At 33.2% G+C, this 22,220-nt stretch carries 11 protein-coding genes and 2 pseudogenes; all 13 read left to right on the forward strand.

The genetic code is table 11. From position 1 onward, the window contains the following. The first annotated feature begins 4 nt into the window (after positions 1-4). The 13 genes and pseudogenes from BM289_RS22585 to BM289_RS22645 all read left to right on the forward strand — a co-directional run bounded on the left by BM289_RS22585 (position 5) and on the right by BM289_RS22645 (position 22,215). Positions 5-2,161: a hypothetical protein gene (locus BM289_RS22585; protein WP_091498017.1), complete on the forward strand. Its 2,157-nt coding sequence runs from the start codon at positions 5-7 to the stop codon at positions 2,159-2,161. Continuing rightward, on the forward strand, positions 2,161-5,637 hold the full coding sequence (locus tag BM289_RS22590; RefSeq protein ID WP_091498019.1) for a hypothetical protein: 3,477 nt from the start codon (positions 2,161-2,163) through the stop codon (positions 5,635-5,637). The genes BM289_RS22585 and BM289_RS22590 overlap by 1 nt, the downstream gene beginning before the upstream one ends. A gap of 28 nt (positions 5,638-5,665) precedes the next feature. Next, positions 5,666-6,190, forward strand: a complete 525-nt coding sequence (locus BM289_RS22595; RefSeq protein ID WP_143102115.1) for a hypothetical protein — start codon at positions 5,666-5,668, stop codon at positions 6,188-6,190. A gap of 74 nt (positions 6,191-6,264) precedes the next feature. Next, positions 6,265-6,813, forward strand: a pseudogene (locus BM289_RS22600) (REP-associated tyrosine transposase). 47 nt (positions 6,814-6,860) lie between these two features. After that, entirely contained in the window at positions 6,861-7,223 is a 363-nt protein-coding gene (locus BM289_RS22605; RefSeq protein ID WP_143102116.1) for a hypothetical protein, read from the forward strand. 2 nt (positions 7,224-7,225) lie between these two features. Beyond that, positions 7,226-7,705: an SMI1/KNR4 family protein gene (locus BM289_RS22610; protein ID WP_091498026.1), complete on the forward strand. Its 480-nt coding sequence runs from the start codon at positions 7,226-7,228 to the stop codon at positions 7,703-7,705. 247 nt (positions 7,706-7,952) lie between these two features. Next, positions 7,953-8,501 (forward strand): annotated as a pseudogene (locus BM289_RS22615) (REP-associated tyrosine transposase). Positions 8,502-8,702: 201 nt separating this feature from the next. After that, positions 8,703-9,218, forward strand: a complete 516-nt coding sequence (locus tag BM289_RS22620; protein ID WP_091498029.1) for a hypothetical protein — start codon at positions 8,703-8,705, stop codon at positions 9,216-9,218. A gap of 86 nt (positions 9,219-9,304) precedes the next feature. Then, a complete protein-coding gene (locus BM289_RS22625; RefSeq protein ID WP_091498032.1) occupies positions 9,305-9,853 on the forward strand; it encodes an REP-associated tyrosine transposase in 549 nt (182 codons plus the stop codon). A 472-nt stretch (positions 9,854-10,325) separates the two neighbouring features. Further along, positions 10,326-11,759 (forward strand): hypothetical protein, encoded by a 1,434-nt coding sequence (locus BM289_RS22630; RefSeq protein ID WP_091498034.1) that lies wholly within the window; start codon positions 10,326-10,328, stop codon positions 11,757-11,759. 430 nt (positions 11,760-12,189) lie between these two features. Then, a complete protein-coding gene (locus BM289_RS22635) occupies positions 12,190-12,624 on the forward strand; it encodes a hypothetical protein (protein WP_091498037.1) in 435 nt (144 codons plus the stop codon). A gap of 238 nt (positions 12,625-12,862) precedes the next feature. Beyond that, on the forward strand, positions 12,863-14,293 hold the full coding sequence (locus BM289_RS22640) for a hypothetical protein (RefSeq protein WP_091498040.1): 1,431 nt from the start codon (positions 12,863-12,865) through the stop codon (positions 14,291-14,293). A 476-nt stretch (positions 14,294-14,769) separates the two neighbouring features. Further along, positions 14,770-22,215 (forward strand): hypothetical protein, encoded by a 7,446-nt coding sequence (locus BM289_RS22645; RefSeq protein WP_091498042.1) that lies wholly within the window; start codon positions 14,770-14,772, stop codon positions 22,213-22,215. Positions 22,216-22,220: the final 5 nt, after the last annotated feature.

The following is a 22,220-nucleotide window of genomic DNA, read 5'->3' on the forward strand; positions in this document are numbered from 1 at the left end:
TAATATGGCAGCACAGTCTCATTTTTTTATAGAGCCTGGAGGATTTACGCAAAGTGAGGCACAAGCTTTTGGTCCCGTTTCGAGCACCAAGTTTAACCTCACTTCCAGATTCTCTTTAAACTCTCCCCAAAAAGCCTATTCGATCTGTAAAGGCGTTGTTTTAGTACAACCTCAGGAAGATCTGAATAATGGCAAAGTAAATTTAATTTTACGTCCTTACAAGCAACCCTTTCCGGGTTTAAACATCAAGTATTTTATTTATAGAGGATTGCGAAAAAGCGATTTTTTTATAAAAGACGGCGAATACAAGGTAATAGCCGAAAGTGGTCAAACTTCTGATTTTATAACTAAGATCAATCGAGATTTTGATGCTTTTTACCAAGGAACTACAGCTTTATCCAAACCAACTTTTAAAGCCAGTTTTATTGGCTACAATGAAGATCCTGTTCAGCAAAATGCAGCAAATGCTATTTCTAGTTTATTCTTTAAAGAATCTGAACTAAAAACAGTAGATAATACTACAACGGAAAATGATTCTTTTGAGCTTCCGCTTATTGATAGCGGTGAAACGTTAGGTTATTTTGAAGGAAACGAATGCGGTATTGATGTTGTCCTTAATTACGGCGACTACAAACATGAGTTTGACAACACTGAGTTTATTTTCGATTTAGAATATGCCCGTAAACCGTTTGCAGAAATTACAGTAAATGGCGAAACAGATTTCATTAAAAAATTACAGCGTGAGCAAAGCACGCAGTTTATTGATATTGCAGCATATTATGGCTCACATGTTGAAAATGGAGTTGTTAAAGCAACTGCTTCCGGAGTTCAAACCGACAAAAAAGGAACTGCAATTTTTAGTGATCTGCTCCATAATTTTTGGACCAAAAACAATTGGTACGTTTACATTCAGAGTGATAGAACCCGTAGCTACGATTTCTATGGAAACTACAAAATTGACGAAGGTCCTGAAAACCTAAAAACAGGTTTATTAGAAAATCCGACTACCAAAGTAGTCCCGATGACAGCGGAAATTTATGGCACTAAAGGATGGCCGGTTTTAATTAACAACCAATCACAGGCCAATACGGTTACAACAAATAACCTCTACCTGCAATTTCCAACCGACAACAATAACAACACCGCTTTTTACGGACAGCTTGCTAAAGTGGCCAATGCGCAAAAAGACAATTTCATTAACGCAGATGGTTTACAACTGCCTCCAGATGAAGAAGGCAATTATGCCGACTTAACCTCAACAATACAATTAACAACTCCCGCAGTAGCTGGTAAAAATATTGCTTCTCTTAATCTTTTGATTTATCAGGGAAAAGTGAATATGTATACTGCTGGAACTACACTTGATGAAAACGGAGATTTGGTCATTTTATACAGACAAGCCAACTATTTTGACAATGTTTTCAATTTAATCAAGGCAAAACCTTTACTAAAATTAGGCAGTGACGAAAGTTATTCCAGAATGACTTCTGAAAAACCAAATCTCGTTAATGAGTTTTACGATAAAAAACAGCAGGGAATTTCGATTGTACAAACGCTTACAGTAAATGATAGTATTGAAACTGGAGTTGAAGAAACGCCAACAGTTGCACGTGTTACCTATATCACAGAAGCTGTAGATGTTATGAACAATGCCGTTTCGGCAACTGGAAGCACAACGTCAACAACTAATACATCTGCTTCAGCAAGTGGCGCAGTTGGCAATAGCAAAACCTACCAGCTTCCTGAACCTTACTATTACAATTTAAAACTGTTTACAGACAGCACACAAACTATTACTGGTTTGGAACTAAAAACTTTTGACGGCTCTACTCCCAATAAAATTATCCTGGGATTAACCAAAGCCGAAAATGACGCCATAAAAGCATTGATTACAGATGACACAAAAAATCCTCGTTTGTTTTTGATTGATCTTTTTGAGGATGAAAACGAACTGGTTTCTCCTGAAGATGTTAAATATCAAAAATACAGGGTTGGTATTGTAGCTGAAGATTCGGATGGTAATAATAAACTGGAAGAACCTAGTAATCCTGTTTTTGTGTATTCGCTGGACAGTAAGTATCATTTTAGTAAAGGATATAGTGATTATGTAAAAGAGGATTTGAAAAAAGAATTAATGTTAGATTTAGATTTATCGATATAATGGAACAAGCTGCAATATTAAAATCAGGGGAAGTTGTCAAACTAACTGGATTAATTAACCCTAAATACACTATATATGGCTTTTTAAATTCATTTGAAACTGTCATTAATGGAGTAACTAAAAAATTTAAAGAAACAGTAAAAGAGGATTTCAGAGATGTAGATCTTGTTGGTCAGATAGATAAAGATGTGATTGGCGGATTTTATGAGGAAGATTTTTTTCTAGAATATCTTGTAGACAAAAATAAACTTTATGAATTAAAAAATCATAAATACACTTTTAAATCAGCCTCAGCTGATGACGAAATAATTGTAAAAAAATTAAAAGTTTCAAGTCCATATACAGATTTTTGTAAAATTGAAACTTACAAATGGGCTTATCAACCAAGTATCCCAATTGTAGATTACGGAACTTGGCAAATTAAAATTCCAAATGGAGTTTTTCCAAATCCTCTAGAAGGAACAAATATTCAATTGAACCCAACAGCCATGCAATTTTATAATCATAAAATTGGGTTATTTGTCACTCCACTTACAGATCAAAATGACAAACAAGCAAAAGCTTTTTTAATTGCAAAAATTGCGATTCTTATTAATTCCATTCAGCAAAATCTATTTTCGCAAATTTTAACAGAACCAGAATTTCAAACATATTTAAACCATCAAACTTTTGAATGGACCAACAGCCCAATATTTGACAATCCTAGTGTGGAAATATTGGAAGACTATTTGAGAAACTTGCATTCTTATTACAAAAGCTTTTATGCAAATCAAATTTTAGTTAAAAATTCTTCAACAAAAGATAAATTTTACTGGCTAGCAACAGTTTTATCTGCTGAAGCACTAGCAACGGTGCCTGCTATTGATAAATTTGAGTTACTTTACAATTTGAGTAAACAGAATGTAACATTAAACGAACGTAATCATGGTGAATCATTAGTGCTAAAAATTATTGAGTCATTTACTTTTCAATCAGTTTCTTCAGCTGATAGAAATGATTTATTAAAGGATTTAGTTAATTTTCATAACTACATTACGTTACAAGGAGGTAAAGGCCCACGATCTGTAGAGTCTAAAACTACACTTTTTGAAATATTATATAAAGATATTGACGACGACAGGTATTCTAGATATACATTTGGAGTATGGAACTCGTATAACAATAGAATGAAGTTTATCATACTATTATACAAAATATGGTTTTCTTCAACGTACAATCCTATATATCCTGATTCTTCTTATACTAAACAATTGAATGCATGTGGAGTGTATGAAGAATCTGAATATATGAAATTAAAAAATAATCCAGACCCAACTAACAGTATTAAGGTTCCTAAATATTATAATGATACCACTTCCCCGCCTTTTATTATTTATGAAACTGTTACAGGCAATCGCAATGGAGCAAAAATTGAAACTTCAACTAATTATAGCTATAAAATGGCTGGCAAATCAATTGAAGTATATGAATATAAAATTGAATCAAGGAAAGGATATCAAGACCATTATTCAGATCCGGTACTTTATGGTACTTACGAATTTTTTCAACCCATAACATTTATTGGCCTCAAACCTGATTTAGATTTAGTTGAAACGTTAGCAGATTTTAAAGATGGTGAAAACTTAGGTGACCAAAAAATTCACACAATACCTGCTTTCCTATTATTTTACATGGAAGATTACAGCAACTTAAAAAAAATAGATTTTGGAGTAATGTTTGCTGCTGAAATTGCATTAAATTTAACAGGTGTAGGTGCCTTAGCTGATTTACGATATTTAGGATATCTTTCTAAAATTAGACCTTTTTGGAGCGTCGAATCTGTAGTTGCCTCAGACATTGTTTTAAAATGGAAAGCAATAAGCGGAGTTGTAAATGCTATTGAATTTACTTCTATTAATGCACTAGCCTTAAATAATTATGTAATCCACACAACTAATGATTTAGCAACAAAACAAATTGCTGAGAAAGCTAATTCATTTCTTATTTGGGCTACAATGTTTTCTCTATATGCAAAACCACACATACAATCAAAAGTTATTGATTCTGCTTTTGAATTAAATAGTACTGTGAAACAATTTAATGATGATGGTATTTCAATTTATAGACCAGAGATGACACCTTCTCAAATTTATGAACTTGATCAAGCTCTCATTGTTGTTAGTGACATAGCAGGCAATAGAGAATTAGTTGTAAACACATTGATTCAAAAACTAGAATCATATGGTAATGATGCATCAGAAATTCTACAAAAATATAGACAAATCGATAAAGGTGCCGAGAAATATGCTTTTTACGTTGATCTAGGATTCTTTGAAGATCCAGCAATTAGAAAAGTGTTTAATACTAATGGAGCTAAAGCAATCGAAAACTGGAGGTTGTGTTATGCTAATGATATTATTGAGGAAAGAAAAAATCTTAACTTCTTAAAAAACGACCAACATGTAACTAAATTAATAAAGTACTACGAAGATATTAATATTCGTAAAGTTTTAGAGCCTATTGGAATTACTAAAAAGCAACAATTTTTAGATATATTTGATGAAGCAGATTTGGTAAATTTTAAATCTAATCCTAATTTTATAAATGAATGGGAAAAATATTCTTTTGTAAGCAAAGGCAATGATTTATCAATTTTATCAAAGGAGCAAAAATTCAAATTTTTTAAAAGTTATGAAAACAGTCCTCAAACAGTAGTCGATAGAATAAAAAATGGAGGATTGATTAAATATTATAAAATTGTTGATGAAAATCCTTTAAATCCTAACGTTCATAATTCCCTTATAAAGAGTGTAGATTTTCTTGAGGATCTACGTAATACTTTTACACTAAAAAAACAATACCCTGTTAATCATGTACATCATCCAGGTTTACAGGAAACAATAGCAAATCATTTAAAAGGATCTCCTGTAACGCTTAAACATAACGGCCGTGATTACATTATTGGTTTTACAGGTATGCATGCTGATTACGCAGTTACAGAACCTAATCCTATTACTTTAATAGAAGCTACATTACCTGGGGGTAAAAAATACTATCCGGGTCCTTTGCCTACTGTAAATGCAAATATACAAACAGCCATAATAGATGGAACAGAATTTCCGGGTTTAGGAGCAAAAGACTGTGAAGTATGGATGTGGGGTTATGTTACAAAAAAAGTAGATGGTGTAGAAAGCCTTTATCTAGATATTAATGGAAACCCTATAAAAACGTGGGTTAAAAAATCTAATTCGAACAAAACAACTATTTTTACAGGGATGAATGAAGACAAGGCTCTTATTGAAATAACTTATGCCCGACATAATTTAACTTTAGATGACTGGATACAAATTAGACCAAACAGAAGTTCTAACACATGGTTAGGAAAAACAAGCGAAGGAGGAAAGATACATTTATGTATTGGCACTGAAGTAATGATTATACCAACAGCATTGCCTAGTCGTACATTGCCTTATGGAACTGTGATACCAAAAAGATAAAAAATAGTAAACAATAAAAAGATCAAATATGTCATATGAATATCAATTAACAGTAACAAGATATTATACCCAAAGATATGTAATGATTGGTGTTGGTTCTTCAGATTTAGATCAAGCATCATCTTTATCTGAAATGTCAATAGATGAGATTACAAAGACGCTAGCAGAATTAAATGCGGTTATTTCTGGTGGCCTTGAGTATTTAGATTGGGGTACAGACTTGTTTCATGTATTTTCTGAAGCAACAGTATCTCGATATGGAGATTTTGACAAAGTAGAAAGATATGAAGTATCTACGATAGGCTTGAGAGATTTTTTAATAGAACTTAAGAGATTCAAAGAACAATGTCTTGCAGGTGATTATTATAAAGTCCTAATTGGTGAAGCCTTCGCTGCAATAAAAGTCAATCCATCAAAATATAAAAGATGGCCAACATCAGATACTCATTTTTTAATTACTTTGAATAATACAATTTTTAGTTTAATATTAGAATCTAATGATTTCAATCTAACACAAAATCAGTATGTTGCTCAATTAGAAAGAGAATTTTAATAACGATTCCCCCGCTAGCGCGAGCGTCTCGCTCGTGAACGCAAAGTATTTCTTACATTAGCTCAAAATAATAAATGAGCAGAAAATACAAATTTGGAGATAGAACTGGAGCTTACTTTATAAGTTTTGCTACGGTATTTTGAATAGATGTTTTTACAAGAGAAGAGTATTTTGGGAGCATTGTAGAATCATTAGACTACTGCAGAAAGAACAAAGGAATGGAGATTTATGGTTATTGTATCATACCTAGTCATATTCATTTAATTTTCAGATCTGAAAATGGAGATCCTTCTGGTCTTATTAGAGATTTTAAAGGTTTTACCTCAAGGAAAATGCTCAAAGCAATTGAAGAAAATCCACAAGAAAGCAGAAAAGAATGGATGCTTTGGATGTTTGAAAGAGCTGGAAAGAAAAACAGCAATGTAAAATTCAGGCAGTTTTGGCAACAAAACAACAAACCTATTGAAATTTGGTCTTTAAAAGTTTTTGAGCAAAAATTAAATTATATTCATAACAACCCCCTAGAGACTGGTTTTGTTACTAATCCTGTAGATTGGAAATACAGCTCGGCTAGAAATTATGGCGATAACGATCAGACTGTCCTAGAAATTGATATTAATTAATATGCTGTACGTGCACGAGCGGGACGCTCGCGTCAGCAGGGGAACAGGTGGACCTAGATGATATATTTCAAGGAGAAGAACTTGCTATTTTAAAAGAACGTTTTATACAACCATCAAACATGGAAAAATATAAAGCATTTGCAATGAATGCTCTAGATGATGTAGGAAATCCAAGAATAAATGATACTGAAATTAAATTTTTGTTCAATTTTTTTGAAAATCATTACAACAAAGGTAATAAATTTGTTATTGAAATTGAATCGACGTTATATACCTGCACTTCATGTCAAAAATATTTACAGATTGCGCAAGAACTTGCGAAATCAGACGGTAAAATTTTAGAAATTAAATTTATTGCTCATAGAGACGCGAAAACAATGGAAGCACTTAAAGATATAACAAAACAATAAACATGGAAATCAACTTTTTAAAATATTTAAGAGATAATCCTTCTGCATATCCGAACAATGATGGTTATAAAGGAACTATTAAACCAATTTCTTTACAAGAAATTGAAAATTTAGAACAACTGTATAATAACAATAGCTCTTTCCCTAAAGCATTAAAAGAATTGCTTTATTTAGCTGGAAATGGCTGCTATGTTTTAGAAACTGGATTATTCGACAGTCAAGAAGAAATGCAAACAGAAGCAAGAGAATTACTAGAAAAATATAACAAAAATATTAGTAGGCCTTTTTTTGCTATAGATATGTATAATTCTGGTGATCAATTCATATATGTATATTTAGATGAAGAGGAAAATCCATTAGTGCATCAAGCATATTTACCAACAAATGATAATATTCCTACCTATAAAAATTTGAATAAAAGCTTATCCGAATTTATTAAACATAGAATTGAAACATTTAAAAAAGGATATAATCCTTTCTAACCCGATCGCGCAGATTTAGCTCCACAACGATAGCGCGGATTTGCAATCCCCTGCTGGCGCGAGCGTCTCGCTCGTGAACGCAAAGTTGTCTTGCACTAAAAACCCAATCGCACAGATCTATCTCCTTAACGATAACACGGAGTTGCAAACCCGATCGCGCAGATCTATCTAGGCAACGATAGCCACGCTGGCGCGAGCGTCTCGCTCGTGAACACAAAGTATTTCTTACATTAGCTCAAAATAATAAATGAGCAGAAAATACAAATTTGGAGAAAAAACTGGAGCCTACTTTATAAGTTTTGCTACGGTATTTTGAATAGATGTTTTTACAAGAGAAGAGTATTTTGGCAATATTGTAGAGTCATTAGATTACTGCAGAAAGAACAAGGGAATGGAGATTTATGGCTACTGCATAATGCCGAGTCATGTTCATTTAATTTTCAGATCTGAAAATGGAGACCCTTCTGGCCTTATTAGAGATTTTAAAGGTTTTACTTCTCGAAAAATGCTCAAAGTAATTGAAGAAAATCCACAAGAAAGCAGAAAAGAATGGATGCTTTGGATGTTTGAAAGAGCCGGAAAGAAAAACAGCAATGTAAAATTCAGGCAGTTTTGGCAGCAAAACAACAAACCTATTGAAATCTAGTCTTTTAAAGTTTTTGAGCAAAAATTAAATTATATTCATAACAACCCGCTCGAGAGTGGTTTTGTTACCAATCCTGTAGATTGGAAATACAGCTCTGCCAGAAATTATGGTGATAACGATCAGACTGTCTTAGAAATTGACATTAATTAATATGCTGTACGTGCACGAGCGGGACGCTCGCGCCAGCAGGGGGGAGATTCGAATGAATGGAGCGGATTAAGTAGCGATGGAATTAGAATTAATATGTTTTTAGGAACTCAAACAAATATTCAGCCAATATCTATACCAATTTCAAATTTAAACTACGGATCAGCCTTTCCTAAACTTTAATAGCAACAAAAATAAAAAAATATGAGTTATAAGAAAACAATAATAGTTCAATCTCGTAGAGATGTTGATATGGGAATTATCGATGATCAGTTACAAAATTCTGGATATTTAAGTAATTTCAACCTAAAATCTATAAATAAAATCATTTCGGACATAAATGATGTCATTAACGGATTGAAAGAAGAAATATATTGGGGTCAGAATGAAATAATGATAATTACAGATAAAGATTTTTCAACATGCACATACGAAAATGGAGAACAATCGCCTGATTTACCTACATCTACGATACTAAATCTTATGAGTGAAATCAAAATTTTTAAAGAACATTTTCAAAATCCCGTAAATCTAAAAAACATTATCGATCAAGCTTTCACAATTATAAAATCTAATCCAAATGCTCATAAAAGATGGGCTACTTCAGATACAGTTTTTTCTATTGTTATAAGTGAAGTATCTATAACTTTAGTATTATCTCCCACAGATTTGGAATTACCTAATAACGAATATCTTAATCAATTAAATACTAACTTTTAATTTTTATCGATCCCTGTCTCCCCCGCTAGCGCGAGCGTCTCGCTCGTGAACGCAAAGTATTTCTTACATTAGCTCAAAAATAATAAATGAGCAGAAAATACAAATTTGGAGATACAACTGGAGCTTACTTTATAAGTTTTGCTACAGTTTACTGGATAGATGTTTTTACAAGAGAAGAGTATTTTGGCAATATTGTAGAGTCATTAGATTACTGCAGAAAGAACAAAGGAATGGAGATTTATGGCTACTGCATAATGCCGAGTCATGTTCATTTAATTTTCAGATCTGAAAATGGAGACCCTTCTGGCCTAATAAGAGATTTTAAAGGTTTTACCTCTAGGAAAATGCTCAAAGCAATTGAAGAAAATCCGCAAGAAAGCAGAAAAGAATGGATGCTTTGGATGTTTGAAAGAGCCGGAAAGAAAAACAGCAATGTAAAATTCAGGCAGTTTTGGCAGCAGAACAATAAACCTATTGAAATTTGGTCTTTAAAAGTTTTTGAGCAAAAATTAAATTATATTCATAACAACCCGCTCGAGAGTGGTTTTGTTACCAATCCTGTGGATTGGAAATACAGCTCTGCTAGAAATTATGGTGATAACAATCAGACTGTCCTAGAAATTAATATTAATTGATATGCTGTACGTGCACGAATGAGACGCTCGCGCCAGCAGGGGCACGGATTGCAAATCCGCGCTAACGAGCGAGCGAGTGTTTTTGTCCTAAAATAGATTTACAAAAAACATAAAAACAACTCAAAGAAAAAAAACCTTTGAGTTGTTTTAAATCAAAAGAGAAAGTTCTCTCTTAATTATCAAAAAATGCATTTTTAAAAACTCTGGAAACTTAAAATAATAAGTTTCCCTACTCTACTATTGGCGCTACCAAGCCAATAGCGAAACCTTGTTTCTTTGTTTTACAGCTATGTAAAACAAAAACCTATTGTGACGCCACTAACACAATTTTTTAAATTTCTCAGATTAACTTACAATCAATCAAAATCAAAAATTACCTGTAGGTATCAGTCTCATTAAACAAATTACAGTAACTCCATAAGTCAAATAAAAACTTATAAATTATTTTAAACCCCATAAAAATTAATTAAAAATGAGTACAAATTATAACAGAATCAAAGTGGAAGATTTAGAAATAAATCAGCCAAACAAAATTTTAAAAACAAATCAAACTGGTGAATTAGAATTTAGCGATGCAAATGAACTTCAAATCGAAAGTTACAATGCACTTGATTACACCGTCGAAGGAAAAGCACTCGATGCCAGACAAGGAAAAGTGTTAAAAGATATGATTGATAATATTGATGCTGGTTCTAATGTTGATATTGCTTCCGACGAAGAAACACAAATCAGTACTGCAGTCCCAGAAGATAAAAAAGTCGTCAGTCGTTCTAAACTTTTTAACTGGTGGGAAAATATTAAATCCAAATCACAGACAATTTCTGGAAATTGGATATTTAAAAACATAACATTAACAGAAGTACAGCAAAACGATTCTTTAAATAGAGTCGCCATGATTGACGAAAGTACGGGAGAAATAAAATGGAGTTCAAAATCTAATGTATCTGCTCCTGATGCTACAACCGCTTTAAAAGGCAAATTAAGACTTTCGGGCGATCTAGGAGGTACTGCAGATTTTCCTACTGTACCAAATCTAAATGCGAGGGGTTTATTAAAATTCAACATTACTGATAGCTCAATTTGGTGTAATGGTAAAGGAAATGTAGGAAGCAATTTAAGTTATGGAGATCAGTCACTAAAATCAATTACTACAGGTTCAAATAATATAGCTGTAGGCTATTCTGCTCTTTCTAGTTTAAATACAGGTGCTGTAAATATAGGCTTTGGGCATTTTGTTTTAGGTAGCTTAACTTCTGGAAGCAGTAATATGGGAATCGGGACATCTGCATTACAAGGAATCGTAGACGGAAATAATAATTTAGGATTGGGTTTTGGTGCTGGAAGATTCTATGGTGCAACTGGTTCTAATGCAAATACATCAACCACCAATTGCTTGTTTATAGGAACTGGTACTAGACCTCTCACAAATACATCTACCAATGAAATAATTATTGGAACAAATACTTTAGGTAATGGATCAAATACTGTAACAATAGGTAATTCAACAACAACAAGCAATTATTTCACCGGTACGGTTACTGCGGCAAACCCAACTCTTCCAAATCATTTGACAACCAAAAGTTATGTAGATGCCAATGCAAGACCATATAAAGTTTATACAGCACTAGTAACACAATCAGGAACAGCTGCTCCGGTGGCTACAGTGTTAGAAAATACATTAGGCGGAACAGTTGTTTGGAGCAGATCAGGAACAGGCATATACACAGCAACCTATTCAGGAATGGTTTTGGATAAAACCGTTTCATTTGCTCAAACAACTATCACCGGATTTATAAACATTCAGTCTGGATCAGGATTTGTCACTTTGTATACGAATGATCCCACTAATACACCTGGAGACGGTAGGTTAATAAAAACTTCCGTTGAAATAAGAGTATATTCATAATTTAAAGCATAGTCTTAAAAATAGAATCTGACTGCATTTAAGATTATTCTTTTATTACAAAGAGTCGCTTCTATAATATTAAAACAACTCAAAGACAAAAAATTTTGATTTGTTCTAAACCGATAATCATCCTTAAACCAAAAATCACATTTTTAAAAACCATTCTGGAAACTTAAAATAATAAGTTTCCCAACCTTACCATTGGTTTTATTTGAAGCCAATACCCAACCTTATTTCTTTGTTTTACAGCTATGTAAAACAAAACCCTATTGTGACGCCACTAACACAATTTTTAAACATTCAGATAACTTACAATCATCCAAAATCAAAAACTGTTTGTAAGTATCCATATATCTGAATACATTACGGTAATCCCCTATAAGCCAATTAAAAGCCTATAAATTTATAAACCCGTAATAATTAATTAAAAATGAGTACAAATCACAACAGAATCAAAGTGGCAGATTTAGAAACAAATCAGCCAAACAAAATTTTAAAAACAAACCAGAATGGCGAATTAGAGTTCAGTGATGTTGAAAATCAACAAGGTAATACTAAGTATAAAATATTCACTGCAATATTAAATCAAACTGGTACAAATCCTCCTGTTGCAAGAGTTCTAGAAAATACATTAGGAGATATAAGTTTTAGTTATTTAGCCAGAGGCACTTACATTGCTACATTAAACAACGGCTTCCCAGAAGGAAAAACATTTACAATGGCCTCAGCTGCAAATACCAACATAAATATCAACAACATGTATGTTGGAAGAATTGACGATCATACTATAAGAATGATTTGTTATAGCAATTCCTATACTTCTGACGGAATTAATACTATGCTGCAAATTAAAGTTTATTCCTAAAAAACTTTAATTCTCATACTAAATTATCACTATTTCTTTGTTTTACAATTCTCTATCTCTGTAAAATAAATCCCTATTGTGACACCACTAACACAATTTTTAAACATTCAGATTACTTGCAGTCATCCAAAATCAAAAACTGTTTGCAAGTATCCATATATCTGAATGTATTACGGTAATCCCCTATAAACCAATTAAAAGCCTTTAAAATTTATAAACCCGTAATAATTAATTAAAAATGAGTACAAATCACAACAGAATCAAAGTGGCAGATTTAGAAACAAATCAGCCAAACAAAATTTTAAAAACAAACCAAAATGGTGAATTAGAGTTTAGTGATACAAACAATCTTCAGACTGAAAACTACAATGGTTTAGATTACACTGAAGAAGGAAAAGCCTTAGATGCCAGACAAGGAAAGGTGTTAAAGGATATGATGGATAATGAGTACATGAAATTGTCTGGAAATCAAACTTTTTCTGGAGTCAAAACAGCAACAAATACTTCTTATCCTCAAAATGCAGGAATTGTTATTAATAATACTTCTGAGAATAGCAGTGTCAAGAGTATTGTTTTATTTTCAAACTCTGGAACAGGTTTACTGAGTGATAATGCTAAAGGTACTGGTGTTTTTGCTCAAACCACATCAGGAAGCGCAGGACACTTTTATTGTAATGGCAATGGAAAAGCACTATATGTGCATTCGGTAAACTCTTCAGATAGAACTGCAACTATTATTGGTAACACAAATAATGACAATCTTTATATCACAAACAATGGAGCCGGTGCCAATGTAAAATCAATCTCTACTGGAACAGGTTTGGTGTTTGCTGGAAACAATGGATATGGCAATACTTCTACTATTAGCAAAGACGGGGATATAAAAGCAAAATCAATGGAATTAGGCGCTGTAACAGATCAAAAACCATCTCTAATACTTCCTAATGGCACTTTAACTTCCACTAAACAAAATGGAGCAATTGAACGTGATGAAAATGGTCAATTATGGGAAACCCATTCTGGAGTAAGATCTAGATTGATTACAACAGCAGATAACCTAATTCTTATTCCTTATAAGTTCCCAGGAGGTATTGAAGTCTATCATGAGAGTAACATCTCTGAATCAAAACAATTTGTGACAACTAGTATCATGACAGGTAAAATTGATAATAACTCTGTTCAAAGGCTTAATGTCACAACATTAACTAATTGTACCTTATATGACTCAGATAAAAAGAAACCAAATATTGCTAAAATTGAAGTTTTTTTACGAATTAATAATGGATTATTTGCAAATAGTTCGGCTGGTTCAGGTGCTGTCAATCAGGTGAAACTTATGGAATATTCGGGTTTAAATAATTATGGATATAAAAACTATCAAGAACTTATAATGTTCAATACTCAGAATTATGAAGTATCAACATCACAATGGGCCTCAATTGTATTTCCTCAAAAAACTATAATTGATGGTGTAACCACCACCGCAGACAAATCTTACTACTTAAGAGATGCTTCCAATACAAGAACATTTGGAGCTTCTGAAGCATCATTCAGTTTTGTTTTTGTCAATACTTTAGGTTTTGAAGATGCAACAAATGGCAATGGCCTTAATTCAAAAACTCTATTAAGAACTAATAACTATGCCCTTTTTATAGAGACAATCAGATAATTAGTTAAAAAAATATAACATTAAGGACTTATTACAACAACAAGTTCTTAATGTTATTTACTCAACACAATATAAGAACATTCAATTAAAAAACTTTAAAAATTGTTTTTAAATCTTATCCCAAAATGTAATCTATCTAGTTTATAACTTATCCTTATCTTTTTTCTACAAATTAATCCAAACTCTACTTCCATCCACTTTCTTTACAACCTTGTAAAGCCTTAGAACATCCATGTTAAACCGCTAAGCAGCTGTTTTTTAAACCCCTTTTTTAAGTTGACCTTTACATTATAAAAGGAAAAATACTTCAAAAAACAGCAAATTCAACTCCTTATTTAAGGCATTTTTTAAACTCAAAAACAAGATAGACGCAGCCCAAATTAATCCATTTGAAAGCCTAGTCTGTTTTATAACCATTCCGGATTTAATCATGCAAAAAACACGAACAAAAACTAAAGTCAAAAACAAATTAGAATATGCCAACTAATCCAATTCCTGCGGTTCCAATTCCTACAGCAAGATATTATCCGCGCTTATCGGAGATTATTACTGTAGACGATTTACCAGAATTTTTATCGTTTGTCGAAGATGGCTTGAATTCCATTTTTGAAAAAATACATTACAAAAATTTACAATACTCAAAAGGATACCGAGGTGATTCTGCCTTTTACAGCCTTGATATTGTATCAAGCGAGAGATTAGCCTTGCCTCTGCCTTTTGGTTTAGGTCTGGTACTTAATCCCGATTTCGATGGAAATTCGTCTATCTCTTCTTTTCCTATTACGTTAGAATACCAATGGGAAATTTTAGCTTTCTTAAAAACATTCCGCTCCAGCAGTTTTTCTTTTTCTATGGAAGATTTTTATTCTGTAGGATTACAGGTTTTCCGTATTAGCGAAGAACAGGTTATAGCTCACATGATGAACATTTTTGTGGAAGCCGAAGAAGAAAGAACAAAATACGAACAGCTTTTATTTGATATTAATAGACTTCAAAATACTAGTCTGGAATTTCCAACAGGTGTAGAACAATCTATCAGTGCTGTTATTAATCTCATCAATAACAGCACCGTAATTACCAAATCGATTCCTGCGCTTTTATTTGCTACTTATATCGTCCAAAATGATTTAGCAGCTACTAAAAGTAAACTTCAGGAATTTTACAACATTGTAGTTCCTGACGGAATCGAAGCTCATATTAAGAGAATCATTACACCAAAAGCTAAAGCGACATTAGCTTTAAGCGCTGGTATCGAATTTCCAAGAAACATTTTAAAACCAGTCCAGCCTAATGGTTCTGATTATGGTAATGGAACTGAAAAATCAATGTTCACATTCGCTCAGGCACAATTATATGCCGACACCGAAGAAGGAATTGGTTATCAATTAGAGTTAGGCGGAACGTTAAAACCAGATTATGCCATGATTGGCAATACAGGTTTACTGCTTCAGTTAGATACTTTAAAAGTAGATTTAAGCAAAAAAACCAATATTCCAGAAGCCGATGCAGACGGACGTCCAAATGATTTCGTTGGCGTTTATGCGCGTGCCGTTTCGGTAACGCTTCCATCAAAATGGTTTAATGAAATTCCTGAAACTCCAGGAAGCACTACTCCAACATTAAAACTGGGTGCTTCGGATTTATTAGTGGGTTCGGGCGGTCTTTCCGGAAATATTTATTTAGAAACAGTTCCAAGTAAGAATGGTGCTTTTAGTTATTTCAGCGATAAATTCAATTTTAATTATCCAATTACCATGTTCGAGAAAGACGAAAATGGTGTGGCCAATAAAAAAGAAATTACAGATTACGACTCTTTACTTGTCTTTTTACAGGAATTAAACAGTAAAAATTTACCTTATGCTTTTGATTATCCGTTATCATTAACTACACTTTCTGGAATAGTTTCAACAACTGTTGATCCTTCTACAACTTATATTTTTACGGAAGCTAAAGATTATCAAGCCTTTTTAGCAGAGCTGTATGATAATACACTTTGGAGAACGATTGGTGAAAAAGATAAAGGCTTTAAGGTTGGTTTCAACAAATTTGATATTTCCTTTAAACAGAACAAAGTAATTGGTTCTAACATCAAAGGAAAATTAGAAATTGACAAATTCAAAATTAAAAAAGAAGATGGAACTAAAGTACCATTTACTGCTTCTGTCGAAGGTCACTTGCAAGACAACGGTGATTTTAATCTTACTGCTTCATTTTCTAAAGAAAATGAGCCGCAAGCCAACTTATTTGATCTTGTAAAATTCGATTTCCATAGTGTTGAATTAGGAAAACAAGATGACGACTATTATTTAGGAACTTCCTGTAAAGTTTCGTTTGATGATGAAAGCTTAATTGGAAAACTTTTTAAAGGTCAGAACTTTGAGATTGAAAAACTTCGTGTTTACAGCGACGGAAATATCGAGATTGAAGGAGGCTCTATTCCAATTCCTATCAGTCTTTCTATAAATCTTGGTCCAGTTCAAATGGGTGTAACCAACATTAACTTTGGTTCTACGCAGATTAACGGCCGTAAATATAACTTCTGGGGATTTGATGGAGCTATCAGCGTTAATCCACTGGGAGTTGATGCTCGTGGAGAAGGAATAAAATTTTATTACTCTACTGATCAGAACGCAGAAAACGGACTTGAAAAAGATACTTTCCTAAGAATCCAGACTATTGAAGTCGATTTAATTATTCCTGGAACTGCTACCGAGGCTTCGGCTATGGCAATTATCCATGGTATGATTTCGCTTCCTGAGCCTGGAAAATCTCAAGAATTTATAGGCGAAGTTGGTTTAAAACTTCCTAAAGCCAAAATTTCAGGAAGTGTTGGTATGCGATTTATGCCTAAGTATCCAGCCTTTTTACTAGATGCCAGTATCGAACTTCCTGTACCTATTCCGTTAGGATTTCTTGCTATTAATGCTTTTAGAGGTTTACTAGGATTTAGATATGTAGCTACTAAAGAAGCCGCAGGACTAAAAAAAGACAATAGCTGGTATGAATTTTACAAATATCCAAAACCTGGAATTAATATTAGAAAATTCAGCGGTCCTCCGGATTCGATGAAATACAATGCGCCATTTTCTATTGGAGCTGGTGCTACTTTTGGTACAGTTGCAGACGGCGGACATGTTTTGTCTTTGAGAGCGATGTTACTGCTTTCACTTCCTACCCTATTTTACATTGAAGCAGGATTGAATATTATTGCTGGAAGATTAGGTCTTATTGAAGATGACCCAAGCAATCCGCCATTCTTTGCTATGGTTGCTTTTGGCGACGATTCGCTAGAATTGGCCGCTGGCGCAGATTTCAGTATTCCAAAAGACAGTGGACAAATTTTCAAACTTCATGCATTATTAGAAGCTGGATTCTTCTTTAAAAACCAGAAACCTTGGTATGTCAACCTTGGTTCTAAAAAAGATCCTATCGAAGCTCGAATTTTAACCTTGTTTACTGCCAAAGCTTTTATCATGCTTTCAGCTCAGGGAATTGAAGCTGGAGCACGACTAGATTTTAAACTACAGCAAAGTTTTGGCCCAGCCAAAGTCAAATTATGGGCGTATTTAGAATTAGGCGGAAAAATTTCGTTCAAGCGCCCTCAGATGGGAGGTTATATTACTGCTGGAGGAGGTATTCAAATTAAGCTTTGGATTATTAATGTCGAAATTGTGTTAGATACTATTTTCTCTGTAGAATCCTTTAAACCATTCCTTATTTATGCAAAATTAGAGCTAAGTGTACGTGTAAAAATTGGTTTTGTAAGAGTTCGTAAAAACTTTAAAGTGGAGCTTCAGTGGGATATCAACAGAATTGTCGATCGTACGCCTTACAGTCCGCTTCCTAAAGGTACTTTTGGAGATGGTGAAGATGACAGAACATTAGAAAATGTTAAAGGGGTTCATATGCTTACCAACGAAGCTTTTGCCCTTAATTATTTCAAATCTGAAGGAGAGAAAGACTACGATAGGAACGTATTCGATAGTAATGGTATGCCAAGAGCAACCTTGATTACAGAGATAATTCCACTGGATACATATATCGATATTAAAACTGCGAAAGGTTTACTGCCAGATAATTCGTTGTCTAAAATAATTGGAGGTTATACTGGAGATGCTAAAAATTACACCGATATGATGCCTCCAGTTGAAAAAATTGCTGGAAGATCTTTACGTCAGGTAAAACATAAATACGGAATTAAAGATATTAAATTAAAATCTTGGAATGGTTTTAATTGGGAAGATTATCATCCATTTGAAGCTGTTGTTAAAGATACAGAAAGAACTCCTGCTTTACAGAATCTACCTTGGGCGCAATGGCAGAAAGCAATTGACCAATATGATAGTATTCGCGTTTTAGCGACAGATCCTTTTTCATTTTTAAGCAAGGGAGAACCAGGATGGCAGGTACCGGAACAATTTGGAATTACACCTTCTAAGTTATTCTGTAAATCTCTTGAAATCAAAAAAGAACATACTGATTTCCTAAATAAAAAAATCGGAAGACGTTATTACGTTCCTACACAATACGAGGCAGATAAAATTAGTGGATTGTTTTTTAAACTTATTGGCGAAGCACCAGAAATTGTAGAAAATAATAAAACAGAAGGCGGCGATTTTATGAGTATTACAGGAGAAGTAAATCCGCATAAGTACAGTAAATCATTAGCATTTAAAAATTACAATGAATTAGAGGTTATTTTCCCGCAATCGGCTATTGAACCTGAGTTTCAATTGACCACTCAGGCTAAAGAAGTGAAAATTAAAGCATTTACATCGGTTCTCAAAAATGATACGGACAAGTTTACTGTTTACGAAGCTGTTGCTATAGGAAAAACAGCAACTGGAACTTTTTCTACAGAATTGGTCTATACTAAAGCCGAACTATTACAAAGCATAACCTTATATAGTGAAGAAACAGAACCAAGTTTAAAAACTAAAATCGATAAAATTGTAATTACTCCTGTTGCCGCAAATGCTGCACGTATTAAAGAAACTAGAGATAAAATCGCAGCATTATTTGATGATACCTACACAAGTGCAAATGGAGATTTTATAATGTCAGGGCCTCGTGATATTGATGAGTATGATTTGCTAATGGCAGAATTAAATGAGCTAAAGGCTAATGCTGGAAATGACAATATACAAACGGAAACGCCAGATCAATTAACTTTTACGCATTATTACGGATATAAAGGAAAAAATCTATATGATTTTGACCAAGTAATAAAATACAACGATACGTATCTTATTTCTTTCCATCCGCAGGCTGAAACAACAGTATTGCTTCAAGTTGATTTAAATGGAAATATTTTAAGAGAGCGTTTGTTAAATGGAGTTGTTACTTCTATGCAGGTTGTAAATGGCAATTTGCTGTTAACTCAAGCTTTAAAAGCAAACCAATGTAAAGGAATTGGAAAAGCAATTGTCGATCTTGATTTGATTGTGGGTTGCGAATCTCCAATTGACGCCATGGCAATTATTGAGCTTGATGACGAATTAAATCTAAACTCTGGTAATCAGTATCTGAACAGTTATTCTTTAGGGTTTAATAAAGTATTTTCTGTAGCAGGAAACGAATTACTTTGGATCAATGCTTTAGAAAATGAAACTCAAATAAATTGGGTTGATGGAACCGATCGTTCTCTTGTAAAGCGAATTAAAGTTAATGGAAGTGCTGTTAAAGTTCTTAAGCATAACAATACTGAATTCAGTTTAATTACAAAAGACAAAAAAGTGATTCGCTTTAACCTTAACCTGAGCACGAAAGCAATTGCTGTAATGGACACAAAAGTACTTTCTGATGTTGCTATAACTGAAATTATTGATGCTGTAATTGCGAATGGAAAAATTCTAATCACTGTCAAATTTTCTGATGGAAAATTCGGTTTAGCTCAAATTGATGGAAACACATTAAATATTGTAAAACTAGATACGGTTCTAGATTCGGCAATTTATTTATCTAATAGCACTTTAGCCGACAACTCAACTATTGCATACAATAAAGATTATTTGTTTGTTTTTAGTGAGACATTAGGACTTAGCAGATTAATTAAGAGAGGAAATTCAATAGAAAATGCATCGATAATTCATATTCAGAATGAACCTTCTCAAAATGAAATTGCGATGCTTTCATCTAAACCAAATGAAAAAGGAGTCTATTTCTCTTTATTCAACAATCAGTTTGATAACTGTTCTTTATATGCTGCTGAAAATGTTACGCTGACTTCTTCTGTTTCAGCCTTAACTTCTGAAACAACAACCGTTACAACACTTTCTTTAAATGCTAAAGTGAATTACAACAGAACAACTAAAAATTCTAAATTAATTACGGTTAATGATACCATTTGTTCAAATGGCTATTCTGAAGAAGATCCAGAATTAGATTACACAACCAGTATTCAAAGTGTAGAATGGTTAAGTAAAGAAAGTTATTTCCACAATACAACTATTCCTAGTGAAACTGCTGTAAACGAAAACCGTGAAGCGATGACAGCTGCAATACAAAATACAGTACAGCCTATTTGGAGACCAAATACAACCTATTGTTTGAACTTTAGTTTAACAGATACAGTAGATGATAAAAATGTAAATACATTTAATTATTTCTATGGATTTAAAACCTTAGGACCTGTTGGACATTTCCCTGTTCCAGATCCTGTAACACCAGAAGGACAGCAGCCACCAATGAAAAATGAACTTACAGAGTTATCCAAATCGCCTCTTACTTCGTTAAGACAGTATTTAGATTACAACCGTTCTTATCCAAATGCCGATGGAAGTTTACTGCAGTCTAAACCCGTTTTCTACGGACATGAAGATTGCAAGATCTCTATGTTTTTTACTAGTCCTTATGTCTATCACATGTTTAAAGGTTGGCCAAAGTATGGAGATAATAGACTTGAAATAAACGGTTCTTTAAATCTGATTATTAAAGACCCTCTTAATGACATGCTTATTCCTTATCCCCTTCCAGAAGAGACAGAAGAAATCGAAATAAATTATCCTAGAGCCAAAGAAGTAGATACAAAATGGGAAAGCGATAACGATCCAAGAATTCCACTTGGTATTCAGGTGGTAAATAACTTTATCAATTCTCATCCTGAAATGGGATGTGGTATCCTTTTAGGAGATCCTTTAAAACCGAAATCATATAAATATGAAGTAAATCTGACCGATTTAAAACCTTCTAAATTATATACCATTTTAGCTAACAATTATTATGACGTCAACCAAAATAAGAAAGTAGATCCAGGCGAAAATGTCTTAGTTCACCAATACGGTTTCCAGACTTCCCGTTACAAAAATTTTGAAGAACAAATTCAAAGTTATACAACGGATCAAGATGCAAATACTAAAGCATTGTTTGATGTGAAAGTAAATGCAACTCCAGAACAGATTGATGCTTTGCATGATGTGATTATCGGGAATTCAAATATTTTAAGTGATTCGATGACTTTAAAATATCAGCATGCTTTTGACCGTGCCATTGAAGGAATCTTAAAACTGTCTCCTCTTGACCCTGCTCAAAGTACGGAGGTAAATAAAATTATTGACAGCAATACGAACAAAGTCATAGCGCTTTTAGTTCGTAATCCGGAGCCATTCAATATTCCGAAAATACCAATTAAAGAAATTCAGGATACTATTTCTGTAGTGACTGTCACTTTAGATGAAAATCAAAAGAAAGTTTACACTAAAAAAGAGGGATATAAAGTATTACACTCTAAAGATTACGCGCAAGCTTTGATAATGCATGATGACCTATTTATTTCAGAACCAAGCCTGGAAATCTTATTTGATTACAGAATGTGGAATAACGAAGTAATAGCTGTGAACGAAACTAGAACACTGACTTCGTCTCTTAACAAACAAGATATAACAGTACAACTACAACCAGAATTAGAAAATACAAATCTTTAAAAAAC

The organism is Flavobacterium phragmitis (genome assembly GCF_900112575.1).
Classification (GTDB): domain Bacteria; phylum Bacteroidota; class Bacteroidia; order Flavobacteriales; family Flavobacteriaceae; genus Flavobacterium; species Flavobacterium phragmitis.